General features: G+C 68.7%; 19 protein-coding genes. 11 read left to right on the plus strand and 8 right to left on the minus strand.

Going from position 1 to position 20,147, the window contains the following annotated elements:
• Nucleotides 1–57 precede the first annotated feature (57 nt).
• The 3 genes from AC5LXK_RS28790 to AC5LXK_RS28800 all read left to right on the plus strand — a co-directional run bounded on the left by AC5LXK_RS28790 (nt 58) and on the right by AC5LXK_RS28800 (nt 2,010).
• Complete coding sequence (locus AC5LXK_RS28790; RefSeq protein WP_493392040.1) at nt 58–513, plus strand: Lrp/AsnC family transcriptional regulator; 456 nt, start codon at nt 58–60, stop codon at nt 511–513.
• Nucleotides 514–875: 362 nt separating this feature from the next.
• A complete protein-coding gene (locus tag AC5LXK_RS28795; protein ID WP_006479692.1) occupies nt 876–998 on the plus strand; it encodes a hypothetical protein in 123 nt (40 codons plus the stop codon).
• 58 nt (nt 999–1,056) lie between these two features.
• Nucleotides 1,057–2,010 carry a CgnE/CgnB domain-containing protein gene (locus AC5LXK_RS28800; protein WP_493392041.1) on the plus strand — a complete coding sequence of 318 codons (954 nt, stop codon included), beginning with the start codon at nt 1,057–1,059 and terminating at the stop codon, nt 2,008–2,010.
• A gap of 16 nt (nt 2,011–2,026) precedes the next feature.
• Here AC5LXK_RS28800 and AC5LXK_RS28805 read toward each other — a convergent pair whose 3' ends face one another.
• On the minus strand, nt 2,027–2,536 hold the full coding sequence (locus AC5LXK_RS28805) for a GNAT family N-acetyltransferase (RefSeq protein WP_493392042.1): 510 nt from the start codon (nt 2,534–2,536) through the stop codon (nt 2,027–2,029).
• 55 nt (nt 2,537–2,591) lie between these two features.
• Nucleotides 2,592–3,623 (minus strand): AraC family transcriptional regulator, encoded by a 1,032-nt coding sequence (locus tag AC5LXK_RS28810; RefSeq protein ID WP_493392043.1) that lies wholly within the window; start codon nt 3,621–3,623, stop codon nt 2,592–2,594.
• Nucleotides 3,624–3,897: 274 nt separating this feature from the next.
• On the opposite strand from AC5LXK_RS28810, the gene AC5LXK_RS28815 reads away from it, so the two are divergent.
• The 4 genes from AC5LXK_RS28815 (at nt 3,898) to AC5LXK_RS28830 (ending at nt 9,287) form a co-directional block, all read left to right on the plus strand.
• Nucleotides 3,898–5,613 carry a GMC family oxidoreductase gene (locus AC5LXK_RS28815; RefSeq protein WP_493392044.1) on the plus strand — a complete coding sequence of 572 codons (1,716 nt, stop codon included), beginning with the start codon at nt 3,898–3,900 and terminating at the stop codon, nt 5,611–5,613.
• A complete protein-coding gene (locus tag AC5LXK_RS28820; protein ID WP_493392045.1) occupies nt 5,600–8,059 on the plus strand; it encodes an alpha/beta hydrolase fold domain-containing protein in 2,460 nt (819 codons plus the stop codon). Before AC5LXK_RS28815 ends, AC5LXK_RS28820 begins: the two co-directional genes overlap by 14 nt.
• Nucleotides 8,060–8,261: 202 nt before the next feature.
• Nucleotides 8,262–8,816, plus strand: coding sequence for an arsenate reductase/protein-tyrosine-phosphatase family protein (locus tag AC5LXK_RS28825; protein WP_493392046.1), 555 nt, complete (start codon nt 8,262–8,264; stop codon nt 8,814–8,816).
• 141 nt (nt 8,817–8,957) lie between these two features.
• A complete protein-coding gene (locus AC5LXK_RS28830; RefSeq protein ID WP_493392047.1) occupies nt 8,958–9,287 on the plus strand; it encodes a helix-turn-helix domain-containing transcriptional regulator in 330 nt (109 codons plus the stop codon).
• Between the two features lie 24 nt (nt 9,288–9,311).
• Here AC5LXK_RS28830 and AC5LXK_RS28835 read toward each other — a convergent pair whose 3' ends face one another.
• The gene (locus AC5LXK_RS28835; protein ID WP_493392048.1) at nt 9,312–11,330 is read right to left on the minus strand and encodes a VTT domain-containing protein; all 2,019 of its coding nucleotides are present in this window, start codon (nt 11,328–11,330) and stop codon (nt 9,312–9,314) included.
• 102 nt (nt 11,331–11,432) lie between these two features.
• On the minus strand, nt 11,433–11,885 hold the full coding sequence (locus AC5LXK_RS28840; protein WP_493392049.1) for a hypothetical protein: 453 nt from the start codon (nt 11,883–11,885) through the stop codon (nt 11,433–11,435).
• Between the two features lie 324 nt (nt 11,886–12,209).
• On the opposite strand from AC5LXK_RS28840, the gene AC5LXK_RS28845 reads away from it, so the two are divergent.
• Nucleotides 12,210–12,857, plus strand: coding sequence for a response regulator (locus AC5LXK_RS28845; protein ID WP_493392050.1), 648 nt, complete (start codon nt 12,210–12,212; stop codon nt 12,855–12,857).
• Nucleotides 12,854–14,647: a sensor histidine kinase gene (locus AC5LXK_RS28850; protein WP_493392051.1), complete on the plus strand. Its 1,794-nt coding sequence runs from the start codon at nt 12,854–12,856 to the stop codon at nt 14,645–14,647. Before AC5LXK_RS28845 ends, AC5LXK_RS28850 begins: the two co-directional genes overlap by 4 nt.
• Before the next feature lie 37 nt (nt 14,648–14,684).
• Here AC5LXK_RS28850 and AC5LXK_RS28855 read toward each other — a convergent pair whose 3' ends face one another.
• The 4 genes from AC5LXK_RS28855 to AC5LXK_RS28870 form a co-directional block, all read right to left on the minus strand.
• A complete protein-coding gene (locus tag AC5LXK_RS28855; RefSeq protein ID WP_493392052.1) occupies nt 14,685–14,984 on the minus strand; it encodes a type II toxin-antitoxin system RelE/ParE family toxin in 300 nt (99 codons plus the stop codon).
• Nucleotides 14,981–15,256 carry a YlcI/YnfO family protein gene (locus tag AC5LXK_RS28860; RefSeq protein ID WP_493392053.1) on the minus strand — a complete coding sequence of 92 codons (276 nt, stop codon included), beginning with the start codon at nt 15,254–15,256 and terminating at the stop codon, nt 14,981–14,983. Before AC5LXK_RS28860 ends, AC5LXK_RS28855 begins: the two co-directional genes overlap by 4 nt.
• Before the next feature lie 110 nt (nt 15,257–15,366).
• On the minus strand, nt 15,367–16,677 hold the full coding sequence (locus AC5LXK_RS28865; protein ID WP_493392054.1) for an MFS transporter: 1,311 nt from the start codon (nt 16,675–16,677) through the stop codon (nt 15,367–15,369).
• A gap of 118 nt (nt 16,678–16,795) precedes the next feature.
• Nucleotides 16,796–17,812: an ABC transporter substrate-binding protein gene (locus AC5LXK_RS28870; RefSeq protein ID WP_493392055.1), complete on the minus strand. Its 1,017-nt coding sequence runs from the start codon at nt 17,810–17,812 to the stop codon at nt 16,796–16,798.
• Between the two features lie 238 nt (nt 17,813–18,050).
• On the opposite strand from AC5LXK_RS28870, the gene AC5LXK_RS28875 reads away from it, so the two are divergent.
• Together AC5LXK_RS28875 and AC5LXK_RS28880 are read left to right on the plus strand one after the other, a co-directional pair.
• Nucleotides 18,051–18,716, plus strand: coding sequence for a response regulator transcription factor (locus AC5LXK_RS28875; RefSeq protein ID WP_493392056.1), 666 nt, complete (start codon nt 18,051–18,053; stop codon nt 18,714–18,716).
• On the plus strand, nt 18,703–20,124 hold the full coding sequence (locus AC5LXK_RS28880; RefSeq protein ID WP_493392057.1) for a sensor histidine kinase: 1,422 nt from the start codon (nt 18,703–18,705) through the stop codon (nt 20,122–20,124). Before AC5LXK_RS28875 ends, AC5LXK_RS28880 begins: the two co-directional genes overlap by 14 nt.
• Nucleotides 20,125–20,147: the final 23 nt, after the last annotated feature.

Here is a 20,147-nt window from a genome sequence, read left to right on the forward strand (position 1 = left end):
CAAGTCATCGGATATTGAGACAGAATTCCGATGAATTAACGGAACAGGAATACCGAGATGCCCGACGGAGAACTGGATCGCCTGGATATTTCGATCATCGAAGCGTTGCAGGAGAATGCGCGCACGCCGCTGTCCGAAGTCGGCCGGCGCATCGGGCTGTCACAGCCGGCAACGTCGGAGCGCGTCAAGCGCCTGGAGGAGCGCGGCATCATCGCCGGCTACACCGCGCGGATCGATCCGGCCGCGCTCGGGTTGGGGATGATGGCCATCATCCGGCTGCGCACGACGCACGAACACATCAAGCCCGCGTTGAGTGCGTTCGCCGAGATGCCGCACGTCATCGAGATTCACCGGATGACCGGCGAGGATTGCTTCTTGCTGAAGGTGCTCGTGCCGACGCCCGGCCAGCTCGAAACCATCATCGACGCGATTGCCCGCTTCGGCGCGGTCACGACTTCACTCGTACTCCGGTCCGAACCGGTCAAGCCGCTCGGCAAGGCCCTGTTGGGCTGAAGCCGGCAACGGCCCCGCGACGCATGCATCGCCCGTGATCGACAAATATTGAAACGATCGACGCAATTGGATTCATGATTTAAAAATCGCGTTAATCAGCCAATCGGCCGGGTCACCGATATTCGATAAAAAATCCATGTCACGTGCAATCCGTTTTATTCGCATACGTCGCGCGATGTGCGGAAAATTCCGCATGTTTAGCACGCTTCGGCTAAAAACCTTGCAATGCATTGCATTCGTAAATTCGTCAGATTAATATCGACGCCACTTGTCCGGTATTCACAAAATGTCGAACAAGGAACGGCAATATTCATGCCGCGCTTTCATGTTGAATCACTCATGTTCATCACAGGAGAATTGACATGCAGGAAACCCAGCAAATCGAATTGCTTGACTGGATGCAGGAAGACACGCACCCCGAGGCCGTCGACATGATGGTCGAGGACGCCGTGGTGCCGTTCGGCACCGCGCTCTGGCCGGTCTGAGCGGGCCAACCGTTCTCGCGGAAGGGCCACGGCCCTTCCGCCGCTTCCGGAGATACGCATGCTGAACCTGCACCGCGCGCTCGGCTTCCACCCCGCGCTGCGCGACAAGCTGGCACGCGGCGAATCGGGAAAACTGCTGGTCGGCCATGACACCCGCAACCGCGACATCGCGTTGCGCGCGTTTTCCGCCCTGCCCGAATCGCTCGACGCCACGACCCTCTGCCTCGAAAGCACCTCGCCCGCCGATATCGCCGCCGCACTCAACGAAGCCGACCTGTTCGTGCTGCTGTACGACTCGTCGTGCCTGCCGACCCCGTCGCCGAGCGGCCCGCCGTTCCTCGCCGCGATCCGCCCCGCGATCGTCGAGCACTGGGGCAAGTCGGTACTGTTCAAGGATTACGGCCCGCATCTCGACGAGGCATTCGCCGAATCGCTCGACGACATCGCCGCACGCAACGGCCGGCTGATCGACGCGGCCGCACGCGCGTCGCAGATCCGCTTCATCGACGAAGCCGGCAACACGCTCACGGGCTCGCTCGCGCCGAACCAGAAATGGACGAGCGTGGATGGAATGGGCAACCTCGACGTCGTGCCCGGCGAGATCGCAACCCACGTGACCGACCTCAACGGCTCGGTCGTGTTCAGCGGCACGTTTCTCGGCACCGTGCCGTTCGCGATCAAGTACAAGGTGGCCGAGCGGCTCGCGACGCTGCACGTCGAAAACAGCACGATCGTCGATTTCGACACCGACGATGCCGGCTTCCGGCGCGATTTCACGACCTATCTCGACCGGCACGCGAATCACCGGCGGATCGAGGAGTTCGGCATCGGCACGAACCTCGGCATCCGCGGGCTGTACGGCCGCAACGCGGGATTCGAGGAACGCCATCCGGGCCTGCACCTCGGGCTCGGCGGCGGTGAAAACGGCAGCCACCACCTCGACCTGATCTTCGCGCGCGGCACGCTCGCGCTCGACGAGCGGATCGTGTTCGACGGCGCATTCGCCGTCTGACGGAGCGGCTGCGGGCTCAGGCTTCGGCGGCAGGCGTGTCGCCGAGCCACTTGAACATCACGAGGCAATCGACGAAGCCGAGCCGCGCATGACGGTATGCGCGCGGCAGCCGGCCGACGATCTCGAATCCCAGCTTCTGCCACAGCGCCACCGCAACCTCGTTCGTCGCGACCACCGAGTTGAACTGCATCGCGAGGAAGCCGCGCTCGCGCGCGACCTGCTGCGAGTGTTCGCACATCAAGCGCGCGACGCCGCGCCCGCGCGCGGCCTCGCTCACCATGTAGCCGCAGTTGCTCACGTGATTGCAGGGCCCCGCCCCGTTCGCCTTCAGGTAGTACGAGCCGAGCACGACGCCGTCCTCTTCGGCGACCCACGTGCAAAGCGGCGCGTCGAGCCACAGCGCGCGCGCCGCTTCCTGCGTCGGTTCGGCATCGAATGCATAGGTTTCCTGAGCAGCGACGATGGCGCGGTAGGTCGGCCAGAAATGCGGGAAATCGTCGTCGGTCATCGGGCGAATCGTGATCATGCGGGCTCTCTCGTGAGGGTGATGTCGACAGGCAGGCGATCGATCGTACCGCGATTCATCTCCGGTCGCCTGCTCGCAGCGCCGCGCTGCGATACGCGCCCGGCGGCACGCCGTACCAGCGCTTGAACGCCTGCGAAAAACTCGACAGGTCGCTGAAGCCGAGCCGCTCGGCCACTTCCGCGAGCGACAGGCGCGCATCGCCGAGCAGCGTCTCGGCCATCGCGCCGCGCGCCTGCGCGAGCAGCGCACGAAACGTCGTGCCCTCCTCCTGCAGCCGGCGCTTGAGCGTGCGCGGGCTCGTGTTCATCAGCCGCGCCATGTCCTCGAGCGAGAACGGCGCGGTGCCCGGCGTCGAGCCCAGGTACTGGCGCACCATCTCCGACGTGCCCACGCGTGCGCGCCGCGCTTCGACGAGTTGCCCGCACATCTGTTCGCACATCGACACCGTCAGCGGATTCGCGTGCGGCAGCGGCCGGTCGAGAAACGCGCGGTCGAACGCGAGGCTGTTCGCGCGCGCCGAGAACGCGGGCTCGATGCCGGCGATGCGCGGCGCGGCGAGCGACGGCGAACGCGCGGCCTGCAGCGTGAAGCGCGACAACGTGAAATCGCCGCTCGCGATTTCCTGCAGCAGCACGGCCGCCGCCGTCATGTCGCGCTCGACGAGGAACCGGCTCAGGTCGCCGTCGAGTTCCGGTGCGCCGAAGTTGAGCACACCGGTGCCGGACGCCTCGCGGTACGTGATGACGGTGTACGCATAGGTGAGCGGCAGGAAGCGCATCGCCAGCGCGAGCGCATCGCGCCCGGTCGCGCTCGCGATCAGCCCGTAACCCCATACCCCGTAAGCGGAGAAGTGATAGCGCAGGCCGACCTCGAAGCCGAGGCCCTGTGCACGGCCGAGTGCGCGCAGCAGGTTGCCGGTCAGCCGCAATTCCTGCGCGGCCGTCACCTCGACTTTCGGATCGTCGAGCTGCGCATCCGCGAGCCCCGTGCCGGCCAGCAGCGCCCGGTGCGGCACGCCGCGTTCATCGCCGAAATCGACCAGCAGCCGGGCGCTGGCCGGACTCCGGGTGAAATCCCAGAAGCTCATGCGGAGAAACCCTCGAAGCGCCAATTTGGCCCAAATACTAAAACAATTGTCCCCAAGCAGCATTGGTGTTTTCCCATGCGGCCCGCACCATCGGCGTCATCCAGTCGTCGCCCGAACGACCCCATCGCCCCCAAGGAGGAGACACCATGCGACCGCGTCGACCGACCGATCCCGCCGCCTGCATCACCCGTATCGCCCGCCCGCGCGCCGCCCGTGCCCACATGCCGGCACCCATCGCCTGATCCATCGACTATCGAACCGAGGAGACGATTCCATGAGCAAGACTTTCGACTACATCGTCGTTGGCGGCGGATCGGGCGGCTGCGTCGTCGCGGGGCGGCTGACCGAGGACCCGGCCGTGACCGTGTGCGTGCTCGAGGCCGGCGGCCGCGGCGACGGCGCGATCGTCAACGTGCCGGCCGGCGCGGTCGCGATGATGCCGACCCGCCTGAACAACTGGGCGTTCGACACGGTGCCGCAACCGGGGCTCGGCGGGCGCATCGGCTACCAGCCGCGCGGCAGGATGCTCGGCGGTTCGTCGGCGATCAACGCGATGGTCTACATCCGCGGCCATCGCGTCGACTACGACGGCTGGGCCGCGCTCGGCAACGAAGGCTGGGCGTACGACGACGTGCTGCCGTACTTCCGCCTGAGCGAGCACAACGAGCGCTTCGACGATGCGTGGCACGGCCGCGACGGCCCGCTGTGGGTCAGCGACCTGCGCACCGGCAACCCGTTTCATGCGCGCTACCTGGAGGCCGCGCAACAGGCCGGCCTGCCGCTCACCGACGATTTCAACGGTGCGCAGCAGGAAGGCATCGGGATCTACCAGGTCACGCAGAAGCACGGCGAACGGTGGAGCGCGGCGCGCGCGTACCTGCTGCCGCACGTCGGCCGCCGCGACAACCTGACGGTCGAGACGCACGCGCAGGTGCTGCGCATCCTGTTCGACGGCACGCGCGCGACCGGCGTCGAGGTGCGGCAGCACGGCGAAGTCCGCACGCTGCGCGCGCGGCGCGAAGTCGTGCTCGCGGCCGGCGCGCTGCAGACGCCGCAGTTGCTGATGCTGTCGGGCGTCGGCCCGGGCCGCGCACTCCAGCAGCTCGGCATCGCGGTGCAGGCCGACCTGCCCGGCGTCGGCCGCAACCTGCAGGATCATCCGGATTTCATCTTCGGCTATCGCACGCGCAGCGTCGACACGATGGGTGTGTCCGCACGCGGCGGCCTGCGGATGCTGCGCGAGTTCGTGCGCTTTCGCCGCGAACGGCGCGGGATGCTGACGTCGAATTTCGCGGAAGGCGGCGGCTTCCTGAAAACGCGCGCCGATCTCGACGCACCGGACATCCAGCTGCATTTCGTCGTCGCGCTCGTCGACGACCATGCGCGCAAGCTGCATGCGGGCCACGGGCTGTCGTGCCACGTGTGTCTGCTGCGGCCGCGCAGCCGCGGCTCGGTCACGCTGAACAGCGCCGATCCGCTCGCGGCGCCGCGCATCGATCCTGCGTTCTTCGACGATCCGCGCGACGTCGACGACATGGTCGCCGGCTTTCGCATCACCCGCCGGCTGATGGACGCGCCGGCACTCGCCGGCTGGATCACGCGCGACCTGTTCACCGCGAACGTGACGACCGACGACGAGATCCGCGACGTGCTGCGGCGGCGCACCGACACCGTGTATCACCCGGTCGGCACCTGCCGGATGGGCCACGATGCGCTCGCCGTCGTCGATCCGCAATTGCGCGTGCACGGCCTGCAGGGGCTGCGCATCGTCGATGCGTCGGTGATGCCGACGCTGATCGGCGGCAACACCAACGCGCCGACGATCATGATCGCCGAAAAAGCCGTCGACCTGATGCGCGGCACGAGCCGCGTGCCGGTTCGGTCGCATGAAGAAGCCGTCGCGGCATCGACGGATCGCGATGCCGATACGCTGACGTATGCCACGCACGATGCCGCCCAGCCCGAGGAAACCCGCCATGCCGTCGCCTGATCCTTCCCGTTCCGCCGGATCTGCCGAATCCGCCGCGCCGCTTGCCGCGATCATCATCGGCGCCGGCTTTGCCGGCATCGGCATGGCGATCGCGCTGCAACGCGCGGGCATTCACGATTTCGTGATCGTCGAACGCTCGCACGACGTCGGCGGCGTGTGGCGCGACAACCGCTATCCGGGCGCCGCGTGCGACGTGCCTTCGCACCTGTACTCGTTCTCGTTCGAGCCCAATCCGGCCTGGTCCCGCGTGTTCGCGCCGCAGCCGGAAATCCATGCGTACCTGCAGCATTGCGCACGCAAGTACGGCCTCGCGCGCCATCTGCGCTTCGGCGCCGACGTCGCCCACGCGCGCTACGACGAAGCCCGTGCGCTGTGGCACGTCACGCTCGGCGACGGCACGACGCTGAGCGCCGCGCTGCTCGTCAGCGGCACCGGCCAGCTGAGCCGGCCGGCGATGCCCGACCTGCCCGGCATCGACACGTTTCGCGGCCGCGCATTCCACTCCGCGCACTGGGATCACGACTATGCGCTGGCCGGCAAGCGAGTGGCCGTGGTCGGCACGGGGGCATCGGCGATCCAGTTCGTCCCGGCGATCGCGGGCAGCGTGCAGCACCTGACCGTATTCCAGCGCTCGCCGGCCTACGTGATGCCGCGTCCCGACCGCGCGTATCGCCCGTGGGAGCAGGCGCTGTTTCGCCGGCTGCCGGCGGCGATGAAGCTGTACCGTGCGTCGATCTACCTGCGCTACGAAGCGCGCGCGATCGCGTTCACGCGCCTGCACGGGTTGATGGACGCTGCAGTCGGCCGCCCGTTCCGCAAGCTGCTCGCGCGCGATGTGCCGGACGCGGCGCTCCGCGCACGGCTCACGCCGGATTATCCGATCGGCTGCAAGCGCATCCTGCTGTCGAGCGACTATCTCGCCGCGATGAGCCGCGACAACGTCGAACTCGTCACGCAGCCGATCCGGCGCGTGACCGCGAACGGGATCGAGACGGCCGACGGCGTGCACCATCCCGTCGACGCGATCGTCTACGGCACCGGCTTCGCGGCCACCGAGTTCCTGTCGCCGATGCGCATCACGGGCCGCGACGGGCTCGACCTGAACGAAGCATGGCGACGCGGCGCGCAGGCGTATCTCGGGCTCACGGTGCCGGGCTTTCCGAATTTCTTCATGCTGTACGGCCCGAACACCAATCTCGGCCACAACTCGATCGTCTACATGCTCGAAAGCCAGATCGCGCACGTGATGCGCTGCGTGCGGGCGATGCGGCACGACGGCGCGCACGCGCTCGACGTCGACGCCCGCCGCTACCGGCGCTACAACGTGCACGTGCAGCAGCGGCTCGAAGGTTCGGTGTGGAGCAGCTGCAAGAGCTGGTACGTCGATGCGTCCGGGCACAACAGCACGAACTGGCCGGGCTTCACGCTGACCTACCGGTGGATCACGCGCTTCACCGGCCTGTCCGCGTACCGGTTCACGCGCCCGCTGCCCGAATCGGCCGCACCGGCACCCGGGACGGTGATCGCGCCGCCGGCCGGCGCGCTGGAATCGCTCGCGGCGGCGTCGCTGCGCGGCTTCCAGCGGGTCGCGTTCCGGCCGCTGATCGGGCCGCCGTTCGGCGCGCGTCTGCAGCGCGGCGTCGTCGCGCTGCTGTCACCGCTGATGCCCGGTGCGGGCGGCACGCTGCGCTACCGCACGTCCGCGCAGCGCGTGCCGGTCGAAGTCGTTGCGCCGAAGCGCGGCGATACGGGCGGTGCGATCCTCTATCTGCACGGCGGCGCATTCTGTCTCGGCGGCCCGCATACGCATCGCGGCGTGACGACGCGGCTCGCGAACGATGCCGGCCTGCCGGTGTGGGTGCCCGACTACCGGCTCGCGCCCGAGCACCCGAGCCCGGCCGCGCTCGACGATGCGCTGGCCGTGTACGACGCGATGCGCGCGCAGGGGTACGCGCCGCACCGGATCGTGATCGCCGGCGATTCGGCCGGCGGTGCGCTGGCCCTCGCGGTCGCGATCGCGCTGCGCGAGCGCGGCGATCCGGCTGCCGCCGCGCTGCTGCTGATCTCGCCCGTGACCGATCCGGCGCTCGGCGGCACGACGCTGGCCTCGCGCCGCCACGACGATCCGATGATCCGGCGCGGCTGGCTCGAGCAGGGGCTGCGCTGGTATCACGGCGCCGGCTCGGCCGCCGCACGCGGCCCGCTCGACACCGATCTGCACGGCCTGCCGCCGATGCTGATCCAGGCCGGCGACCAGGAAGTGCTGTTGTCCGACGCGCAGCGCCTCGCGGATCATGCGCATGCGTGCGGCGTGCCGTGCCGGCTGGAGATTCATGCGGCGCGCTGGCACGTGTTTCACCTGCAGGCGTTTTACCTGCGCTCGGCGCGCGATGCGTTGCGCACGCTCGCGGGGTTTGCATCGCAACGCGTCGCCGCGACGTCGTGACAGCGCGACGATGAAGCGGTGACGCCCGGCGATTGGCGATCGGCGATCGGCGCAGCCCGGTCGCCGGGCCCGCTTGCAGCGAAGCGACACCCTCTTGCAAAAACCGGCCGGTTATTTTTTTCCGTCACGCGCGGCCGTCATGATCTCCGCAAGCCCCGGCGCGCCGCCGGGGCGACAACCACCCCACTCTGGCGGACACATCATGAAAAGAAGGCACACCCTCAACGCGCTTGCGCTGCTCTGCTGCGTCGGTATCCAGTGCGCGACGCCGGCGTTTGCCGACGAACCGAAAAAGCTCGCGTTCGTCGACACGGGCAACACCGGGCGCAGCGTGATGGCCGAAGCGATCGCCGGCCAGTTGATCGCGCAGCGCCATGCGCATATCGCGGTGATCTCGCGCGCCGTCGACGAAGATCCGTACGACGAAAAGCCGGAAGAGAACGGCGTGATCCTGATGAAGCGGCGCGGCATCGACACGTCAGCACACCGCTCGGTCCAGTTGAACGCGAACGACGTCAAGCATTCCGACGTGATCCTGACGATGACCGACAAGCACAAGGAGAAGGTGCTCGCGCTCTATCCGTCGGCTGCCGGCAAGGTGTTCACGCTCGCCGAGTATGCGTCCGGGAAGCACCTCGACGTACCCGACGCGTGGGGCAAGCCGATCGACTTCTACGAATCGGTGACCGCGCAGCTCGACACGTACATTCCGGCCGCGCTCGACAAGGTCGCGACGATCGCGCCGGCGAAGCAGTAACTCAGGGAACCTGTCGGCCGATACCATCCACGACGCGCCGGCAGGTTTGCGTTACCCGGACGTTCCCCTCGCCCCGGATCACTCATCGTCAACTGTAGCTTATAAGCTACAGTTGAGGCCGAACTGGAAACGGAGGCAAACATGAACACGCTCAAAGGCGCGGTATCGCACCACGACGCGGAAGTCGCCGAACTCGGCGCCGATCGCGAACTCGCGGTCGCGTATCTGCGCGTCGCGATGGAATCGCTCGACGATCCCGACAATCGCGCGGCCGGCCTGCTCGCGCTGCGTACGGTCGCGGAAGCCTACGGCGGGCTCGGCGCGGTCGCGGCCGAAGCCGGCATCAGCCGCGAATCGCTGTATCGCACGCTGTCCCCGAACGGCAACCCGACACTCAAAACCCTGCTCGCGGTACTCAAGACCGTCGGCCTGCGCCTGTCCGTCGTCCCCGCGCAGCCCACGCACGCATGATCGTCGCGCGGCCCGCCTGCGCGCTCACGGCCTGACCATCCACACGAGCAGCATCTCGGCCGGCACGGCTGTCATCCCCGCCGGCGGATGCTCGATCGTCGGCTCGACCGCCAGCACCTGCGCGATCGTGGCCGCATCGTCGATCGTCGTCGTGCGCACGATCGTCATCAGCCGCGCCGGCCGGCGCAGCGTCTCGCGATACAGCGCGCCGTACCACAGCGGCCGCATGCCGAGCGCGTCCTGCAGCACGTACGGATAACGCCATAGCCGCAGCACGAAGCGGCTTTCCGGATGAGCCGCATCGACGCGGACGAACACGCGTCGCGTGCTTTCGCCGTGCGTGTAGCGCGGCAGCACGGGCAGCGTGTCGGCCGGCGCCTGCGGCAACAGCCAGCGCAGCGCGGTGGCCGGCGACCACGGTGTCGCGCGCTGCCAGCCGGCCTGCGCGAGATGGCGGTCGAGCGTATCCGACGTCGCGCTCCATTGCAGCGGCAGATACTCCTCGCGGTCGCCGCCGATCTCGGTGCGTCGCGTCGGTACGCGCTGCCATCCGCCGCGCAGCCACTGGTCAACGGTCATCGCGACCACGTCGCCGACGTGCGGGCGCGACGCGCGATCGAGCTGCCATTGCACGGGCACCGTCCATACGCCGGCCGTCGCGAGCACGACGAGCACCGCGACGAGCGCGCCTCTCGGCTGCACATGTTCGCGCACGCGCCAGTACGCATAGGCGCCGGCGAGCAATGCGAACCAGGCGAGCCCGAGGCTCCATCCGCCCAGCAGGCCCGACAGCCAGGTATCGCCGACGTACAGCCGCGCAAAGCCACCAAGCACGATCCACAGCACGACCGCCGTCACGACCGGAATGCGCCACAGCGCAGGCCGGTCGCGCGTGAGCACCCAGCCGAGGCCGCTGCTCGCAAGAATCGCGAACGCGGCGTCGGCATCGGGCAGCGGCACGTGCAGCGCGCCGGGCGGCAGGCTCGCCGGCGTCGCGCCGGGCACGCCCGCGCCGAGCGCCGGCACCAGCACGACGGCAACACCGAGCGTCGCGAGCCACCACGTGGCCGTCAGCCAGCAGCGATGAATCATCAGCCAGACCAGAAACGCGGCCGCGACGATCAACCCGGTATCGTGCCCGTGCAGCACGGCAAGCGCACTCATCACGGCATCGACGGGCGGCGTGCGCAGGTTCTGCAGGAACGCATACAGCGCGATGTCCGCGTGCATCAGCGGATCGTTCGCGACGACATCCTGCACGATGCCCGCGAACAGCCACACGCAGCCGATGAACAGCAGCGCGAGCACGGGCACCGCGCCCGGCAGGCCGCGCAGGGTTGCGATCGTGCCGTGCAGCCGCGCGCCGAAGCGCGGCCAGCGGCGCGCGCACCGGTGCACGACTTCGGCGAGCGCGCGGCGCAGCAGCGGCCAGCCGCGCCGCAGCGCGATGCGCACGCCGATCCAGACGAGCGCGACCAGCGCGGCGACGACCAGGAGGATCACGGCGACCCGCACGCTGATCGCCGCGGCCAGTGCGGCCGACGCGCCGAACAGGATGCCCGGCGCGACGTGTACCGGCGCCCACACGAGCGCCGACACGACGTTGACCGGATAGAACGTCCGGCGCGGCAGCGTCGCGCAGCCGACGACGACCGGCACCACGGCACGCACCGGCGCGAGAAAGCGTGCGAACACGATGCTCTTCATGCCGTGACGCAGCACGAACTCCTCGCCGCGTGCATAGGCAGCCGCGTAGCCGAAGCGCGCCCATGCGTTGCGGATCACGCCGCGATAGCGCCGCCCCAGCTCGTAGCTGATCCCGTCGCCGATCACCGCGCCGACGGCCGCGACGCCGATCGTCGTCCATCCGTCGAGCGCGCCCGCGCCGATCAACGCACCGGCCGCGAACATCACGGCGCCGGCCGGCACGACCGTGCCGATCAGCGCGATCGCCTCGGCGCAGGCGGTCACGAACACGATCGTCAGCACGAGCAGCGGATGCGCGCCGATCGCGCCGATCCACGCGTGGATCGTGTCGCTCATCGTGTGCTCCACGACGAAACGGCCCGGCAGGCGAACACCGGGGCGGCGCTGGCGGGGGGAACGTTCATGGCGAGGTGCGCGCGGCGGCGCCGGCGTGAGCGGTCAATCGAATTCGTGCTGCCGCGCGTCGGCCTCGAGCGGCGCGTCGTGGTAGCCGACCGTCGCGATCTCCTGCAGATAGCGCGCGAGAAACGCACCGATCGAGCCGGCGGCCTCGAATTGATGCACGTGACGGAATTCATGGGTCAGCAGGCGGCGCGTGTCCTGCCCGCGCAGCACGTACACCGCATGGCCGAGCGTGAGCCCGATCGTCCCCGGCGACAGCAGGCCCGTGTCGCGGGCGATCGCGGCAAGCGTCGGCGTCTCGGGGAACGGCATGCGGTCGACGATCACGACACGGATCCCCTCCGGCCGGGCCACGCCCACCGTACGCGCGTCGTCGGCCTGCGCCGGCGTCAGCGGCGTGCCCTGCGCGATCCCGCGCGCCGCCTCCGCTTCGGCCCACGCGACGGCGGCGGGCAATGCGGACGGCAGGATATCGGCAAGGTCGATCATCGCGGGGCTCCTCGGCGGGTGCAGTGGCATCGGGCACCAGTTTAGTCCCGAATCGGGACGGTTCGCGGAGCGGTTCCCGTCGCGCCGTGCCGGCCCGCCCCTGGCGTGGCCGTCACCCGGGAATACCCTGATCGACGCATGCTCCACATCGTATTTTTCCGGCGGATTATTTCGTTTCAGTACACATTCCGCACCCAGCTATCTCGAAAATTTCCCGGATGAGTACCGTTTTCGGGTTCGGCGGAATATATTGATCAGAAGAACGGCCGCGGCAACAACCGGACAAGCAGTTCGCGGCGTCATCCCGAAGAGGATCGCTAGAAGATGATCAGGGTAATTCTGGCTGACGATCACGCAGTCATGCGGGACGGACTGCGTTACATCCTGGAAATGGCCGGCGGTTTCGAGATCGTCGGCGAAGCGAGCGACGGCTCGGCCACGCTCGCGCTGGCCGAACACGCCGCCGCCGACGTGTTGCTGCTCGACCTGTCGATGCCCGCGCCGACCGGCATCGAGCTGATCCGTCTGGTCAAGTGCCACGCGCCGTCGCTGCGCACGCTCGTGCTCACGATGCACGCCGAGGCGCAGTACGCGGCGCGCGCCTTCAAGGCCGGTGCCACCGGGTACCTGACGAAGGACAGCGCGACCGCCGAACTCGTCGAGGCCGTCGGCAAGGTGGCGGCGGGCGGCGTGTACGTGAGCCCGTCCGCGGCCGAGAGCCTCGCGCGCACGCTGCGCACGCCGGCCCGGACCCTGCCGCACGAACGGCTGTCCACGCGCGAGCTCGACGTGATGCGCCGCATCGTCGCGGGCCGGACCGTCACGCAGATCGCAGCCGAGCTCGCGCTGAGCGCGAAGACGGTCAGCACGTACAAGACACGGATCCTCGAGAAGATGGAATTGCCGCACGAAGCCGCACTGGTCCGCTACGCGGTGCGCCACGACCTCGACCCTGGCGCCGACGACGCATGACGGCCGCCTTCCGCTTCCCGCCCGCGCCGCCGGACGACGACGATCCGGACACGTCGCGCCTGTTCATGTCGTCGCTGCCGCCGGGCCGCCGCGAGCGGCGGCTCGCGCTCGCGACCGTGCTCGTGTCGGCCGTGATCTTCGCCGCGCTCGCGCCGTTCGCGGGCATGTCGCTTGCCCCGGGCTGGGCATTCATTCCCGTGTACCAGTCGGCGATCGTCGTCAACGACATGGTGACGGCCGGCCTGCTGCTCGGCCAGTACGCGATCCTGCGCGAGAAGCCGCTGCTCGTGCTGGCGGGCGGCTACCTGTTCACGGGCTTCATGGCCGGCACGCACATGCTGACCTTCCCCGGGCTGTTCGCGCCGACCGGCCTGCTCGGCGCCGGCGAACAGACCACCGCGTGGCTGTACCTGTTCTGGCATGGCGGCTTTCCGCTGTCGGTCGCCGCGTACGCGCTGCTGCGCGCGGCGTCGCGGGCGCGCCCGATCCCGACCCCGCAGCGCCGGGCAGCGATTCCGGTGGTGCTCTGCATCGCGGCGGCGGCCGCTGCGACGGTCGCGCTCGCGCTGCTCGCGACCGCCGGCCACAACCTGCTGCCGCGCATCATGAACGGCAACCGGATGGCCGCGACGATGACGAACGCGATCACGGTCGTCTGGGGGCTGAACCTGGTCGCGCTGATGCTGATGTGGCGGCAGCGTCGGCGCCATTCCGTGCTCGACCTGTGGGTGATGACGGTGCTCGTCGCGTGGCTGTTCGACATCGCGCTGTCGTCGATGCTGAATCACGGGCGCTTCGATCTCGGTTTCTATGCCGGGCGCGCGTACGGTCTCGTCGCGTCGGGCGTCGTGCTGTTCGCGATGCTGTTCGAGAACGGCCGGCTGCATGCGCAGACGGTGCGCGCGCTGGCCGGCGCGCGCTACCAGCACCTGCTCGTCGTGCAGAAGAGCGCGCAGCTGAACGATGCGAACGAACGGCTCGAACAGCGCGTCGCCGCGCGCACCGCGCAGCTGAGCGCGTCGAACCGCGACCTGCGGCGCGAAGTCGAGGAGCGCGTGCGCGCGGAGCGGGCGCTGCAGGCGTCGCGCGAGGAGCTGCGCGAGATCGCCGCGATCAGCGCCAGCGCGCGCGAAGCCGAGCAGCGCCGCATCGCGCGCGAGCTGCACGACGAACTCGCACAAACGCTCGCGACGCTGAAGAACGATCTCGAATGGCTGATCGACCGCGTGCCGCAGGACGATGCGCTGCTGGCGCGCAAGATCGCGGCCATGCATACGCTGGCGCGCGGCGCGGTGGCCGCGACGCGCCGCATCGCGTCGGACCTGCGCCCGCTGATGCTCGACGATCTCGGCTTCGCCGCGGCGATGCAATGGCTCGTGGAGGATTTCCGGCACCGTCACGGGATCGCGTGTTCGCTGCACGTCGAGCCGCCCGAGCTGCAGCTCGACGAGCCGTATGCGACGGCCGTGTTCCGCATCGCGCAGGAAGCGCTGGCCAACGTCGCACGGCACGCGGCCGCGTCGCATGCGAGCGTCGAGCTGCTGCACGGCGGCGACGAGATCGCGCTGACGATCCGCGACGACGGCGCGGGATTCGATCCTGCCGTGCCGCGCAAGTCGGGTTCGTTCGGGCTGGTGGGATTGCGCGAGCGTGCGTACCTGGTCGGCGGCACGCTGCGGATCGCGACGACGCTCGGCGAAGGCACGACGGTCGAGGTCGAGATTCCGCTGTCGCATGCGCCCGTCGCGGTCGCGCATGGGGGAGACGGGGTGTCGCGGCTCGATCGCTAATCAACGCGGCAATGCCGGCTGCCGCGGCGATCATGCATCAGTGATAGTCATCTTCCCGCTGATGTCGCACCGCAAGAATCGTGACTTGCTCGGCCGCTTCAATCTCGAACAGCAGGACATAACCCGACGTGCCGAAAGAAACGATCAACTCACGCAAGAACGGATTTCCATCGTCGATCTTGCGGCATGTGAACGGAAACATGCGCAGCATGGCGACCCCTTGTTCGGTCGCTTCTGCGGCCCGCGCCGCCGCATCCACATCACGTTCGAGCAGGTATCGATACATCCGCACCAGGTCTTCACGCGCCGCACGCGTATATCGGACCCGATAGATCAATCGGCCGCCCTCGCCGCACGCGCAACCTTCAACATACCCTCGAGTTCGGCCTGCACGTCGGCGGCATCGACGTATTCACCGGTCCGACGCGCCTCGTCACGCGATGCGAGGCCACGAGCTACAAACTCGCGCTGCAGGCGGCGGCGCGCAATACCATCGCGCAGCGCCGACTCCATGAACGCTGACAACGTCTCGTTCTCCTCGAGGACCGACTCCGCCGCCTCCCGCAATTGCGGATCGACACGCAGCGCCGGCATGGTTGCGGTTTTCATCGCACTCTCCATGTATTACATATGTAATGCATGGTAGCACACCCGCCTTTTCGAGGGCCGTCGGCCATTCGGCCTAACCCGCGTATCCCGGACCGCCATCCCGCACGCCGTCACGCCCGCGCCGCCACCATCCCCCGCTCCGAGCGCGTCCACGCGACCAGCGCGCCGATCCCGAGCAGCGCGAGACACACGATCGGCACGATCATCGGCCCGAACGCGGTGCCCGTCACCTTGCCCGCGAACGGCATCAGGTTCTGGCTGAAGAAGCCGCCGAGGTTGCCGATCGAGTTGATCGCCGCGACGCTGGCTGCCGCCCGCGCGCCGGTGAAGTAACGCGGCGGCATCGACCAGAAGCACGGATACAGCAGCGGGATGCACGCACCGCCGAGCACGAGCGCGACGAAGCGCAGCGGCGTCGACGGCAGCACGAGGCTCAGCAGGAAGCCGAGCGCGCCGAGCGCCGCGACGATCGCGATCGTGCGCAGGATGCTCTTCGCGCGGCGCAGCTTCGACGGCAGCCACAGCAGCAGCAGCACCGCGAGCGCCCACGGCAGCATGCTCAGCAGGCCGTTCGTGCTGCTCGACACGCCGAACGATTTCACGATCGTCGGCAGCCAGTACGTGACGCCGTACAGCGACGTCGACATCAGCATGTAGGTGCCCGCGAACAGCATCACGCGCGGATCGAGCAGCGCCTTCCACGGCTGGCCGTGCTCGGCCTGCGCCGGCTTCTCGCGCTCCAGCGCCGCGGCGACGATCTGCTTTTCGCGCTCGTCGAGGAACGGCGCTTCGCGGAACGACGCAGGCAGCACGCGGAACACCACGATCGCGACGATCACGGCCGGAATGCCCGTCGCCACGAACACCCACTGCCAGCCCGCGAGGCCCCACACGCCGTTCAGGCTCAGCAGCACGCCGCCGACCAGCGAGCCGAGCATGTTCGCGAGCGCGCTGCCCAGCGTGAAGATGCCGAGCACCTTCGCGCGGTAGCTCTGCGGAAACCACAGCGTCAGGTAGTAGATCACGCCCGGATAGAAGCCCGCCTCGGCGATGCCGAGCAGGAAGCGCAGCGAACAGAACGCGGGCATCGACGTCGTGAAGCCCATCAGCACCGTGATGAGCCCCCACGTCAGCATGATCCGCGCGAGCCACACGCGGGCGCCGTAACGATGCAGCGCGAGCGTGCTCGGCACCTCGAACAGCAGGTAGCCGATGAAGAACAGCGACGACGCGAGCCCGAACGCGGCTTCCGTCATCCCGAGGCTGTGCACCATCTGCAGCTTCGCGAAGCCGACGTTCTGCCGGTCGATGAACGCGATCAGGAACATCACGACGAGGATGGGCAACAGGCGCCGCGCCATCTTCGACATGATGCGCTGTTCTTCGGCGGACGCGGGGTCCAGGGTGTCGGTAGCGTTCACTTCAGGCTCCTTGCGTGAATCGGTTGCATATCGGTTGCGTATCGGTTGAATCGGCGCCGCGCGATGAACGCGCCGGCGCCCGGTGTTTCGATGAATGGAATCCGGTGGCCGGCGTCGCTCAGCCCGACCGGTAGGCGTCGAGCATCGGCGCGAACATCTCGTGCCACGCGCGCGGCTTCGCCTTGATCGTGCCGGCCAGGTACAGGAATTCGACGTAGTCCATCAACTGGTTCGGCAGCACCGAGAAGCGCGTGTCGGGCGCGGCGAGCATCTGCATCACGTCGTCGTGCGACACGCCGACGCCCGACGACGCCGCATACAGCGCAGCCGCCGCACGCGGGTCCTGCGCGATCAGGCGGTTCGCTTCGTCGAGCGCGCCGAGAAACGCGACGGCCAGCGCGGGCTCCGTATCGACGAGCCGCTTCGGTGCGAACACGACGTCGAGCGTCAGCGGGCCGAGCACGTCGACCGAGCTGACCACGCGGTGAATGCCCGGCTGCCGCAACTCGAGCGTCGAGAACGGCGGCGACGTGAAGTGCGCGGTGACGCCGTTCTCGCGGCGGATCAGCGCCTGCATCGCCTGCGGATGCGGCAGGTTCACGGTGATCGAATCGAGCTGCGCGAAATGCTTCGGGCCGAGCTGCCGGCTCGCCACCATCTGCAGCACCACCGCCGACAGCGACGTGCGGATGCCCGGCACCGCGATCCGGTCGGACGGCATGAAGTCGCGCAGCGTCACGAGGCCCGGGCGGTTCGCGTTCAGCGACAGCGACGTGGTCGACAGCCCGCTGATGCCGATCACCTCGACGTTCGGAATGCCGCGCGCCCGCGCCCACAGCTCGATGAAACCCGGCGCGCCGGCGCCCGCGAAATCGAGCGTGCCGGCCATCATCGCGTCGTTGACGGAATTGCCGCCGTCGAGCAGCACCCAGTCGACCGCGACGTCGCGCACGCCGTGGCGTGCCGCGTGCCGCTCGAACAGCCGCTGCTTCTCCATCACGAGCAGCGGCAGGTACAGCACGCCGTAACCCTTGGAAATCCGCACCGTGCGCGGCTTCGCACGCACGAGCGCCGGCGCGGCGAGCACGCCGAGCCCGGCGGCGATCAACGCGCGGCGGCGGGCCGACGTCGTCATGCGTGCGCCGCCGTGCGACGGACGGCAAGCGGCCACGCGCAGATCCGCGCCGTACCGCGCCGCGCGTTCGTCGCACCCGTGACATGCTGCATGTTGCCGTCTCCTTGAGTATTTCTGGTATTAATGCCGTCCTTGCATGCTGCTTCCGGCTCGACACAGGTTATCGACCGAGTCTGAGAAAATGCTGACATCCCGGCCTCGGGAAAACCCCTAATCCACCTACCTGCAGAACGGCACCATGCGCATTCTCGTCGTGGAGGACGATGCCGAAATCGGCGCGGCGATCCGCAGCCGCCTGGCGCGGCTCGGCCACGCGGTCGATCTCGAAACCGACGGCGCGACCGCGAACGGGCTGCTGCGCGTCGAACGCTTCGACCTCGTCGTGCTCGATGCGAACCTGCCCGGCATGGACGGCTTCACGGTGCTGCGCCACCTGCGCGCCTCGGGCAGCACGACGCCCGTGCTGCTCGTCACCGCGCGCTCGGCGATCGACGATCGCGTGAGCGGACTCGGCCTCGGCGCCGACGACTATCTCGTCAAACCGTTCGACTACCGCGAACTCGACGCGCGCGTGCAGGCGCTCCTGCGCCGCAACAGCGGCCACGCGAACGACGTGCTGACGCTCGGCGGCCTCGTGATCGACCGCAGCAGCCGCCTCGCGGAACTCGACGGCCAGCCGCTGTCGCTGTCGCGCCAGGAGTTCGCGCTGCTCGAAATCCTCGCGAGCCGCCCGCAGCGCATCTTCTCGAAGGAAGAACTGCTGAACCAACTGTTCAGCTTCGGCAACGAGCCGACCGCGAACGCGGTCGAGCAATACGTGACGCGCGTGCGCAGGAAGCTGCAGGGCAGCTCGGTCGAGATCCGCACCGCGCGCGGGATGGGGTATCAGATTGCCGCGCATTGACTGGTTCCCGAAGACGCTGTTCGGGCGCACGCTGCTGTTCATCGCGCTCGTCGTCGCGACCGGCGCGTTCGCGCTCGCGGCGATCGCGCGCTACTACGCGGGCGTCGCGGCCGAACGCGCGTACGACCAGCTGCTGGCGGGCGCATCGATCCAGGTCGCCGAGAACCTGTACGTGCAGGGCGGCGTGCTCGCGCTGAATCCGCCGGTGGCCGCGCTGTCGACGCTGTCGCGCTACGACCTCGTCTACTACAAGGTCGTCGATTCGCGCGGCGTGGTCGTGGCCGGCTACAACGATCTCGCGAGCCCCGCGACGCTCGCCGCCGCGAAACAGGGCCCCGCGTTCGCGAACGCCGTCTACCAGGGACACCGCATCCGCACCGCGACCATCGCGCGCTACATGCCCGAGGAAAGCACGCCGGGCTGGGCGCTCGTGACGGTCGCGCAAACCACCCACGCACGCCAGCAGCTCGCGAACGACATGAGCATCAAGGTGTGGACGCTGATCCTGCTGATGAGCGTGCTCGCGATCGGCGCGAGCGGCCTCGCGATCCGGCGCGGCCTGCGGCCGCTCGCGCAGATCGGCACGATCATCGCGGCCCGCGACCCGGCCGACCTGCGTCCGGTGGCCGTCGACACGCCGAGCGAGATCGACGCGATCATCGGGTCGATCAACGGGCTGATGCACCGTCTTGCCGAGCGGATCAATGCGATGCAGCGCTTCATCGCCGACGCCGCGCACCAGATGCGCACGCCGCTCGCGCGGCTCGACGCGCAGATCGAGCTGCTCGACGGCGAATCCGATCCCGCGCGCCACGCAGCGCGGCTCGATGCGTTGCGCGCGACCTGCTCGGACGTCGGCCGGCTCACCGGCCAGCTGCTCAATCACGCGATGGTGATTCACCGCACCGAGGCCGTGCCGCTGCAGCCCGTCGAACTCGTCGCGCTCGCGAAGGACGTGCTCGGCCGCACGATTCCGCTCGCCGGCGAGCGCGACGTCGCCGTTGCATTCGCGAGCGATGCACCGCTCGCGTGGATCGACGGCGATGCGATCAGCCTGCAGGAAGCGCTGTCGAACGTGCTGCACAACGCGCTGCTGCACGGTCATGCGGACGACATCGTCGTGTCGGTCGCAACCGTGGGCAACGCCGACGGCGCCGTGACGCTGACCGTGACCGACAACGGCCGCGGAATACCGCGCGCGCACTGGGAGGCGGCGCTGCAACCGTTCGTGCGGATCGCGCCGGACGGCAGCGAGCGGCGCACGGGGTCGGGCCTCGGGCTCGCGATCGTGCAGGAAGTGATGAAGGCGCACGGCGGGCGCGTGGGCTTCGCGTTTCCCGATGCGGGCGGGTTCGCGGTGGTGCTGACGTTTCCGCGCGCGGCGGGGAGCGACGCGGAAAAGGCATGAGCGGGCGAATCGGTGCCTCGCCG

The sequence above is a fragment of the Burkholderia pulmonis genome (assembly GCF_984667975.1).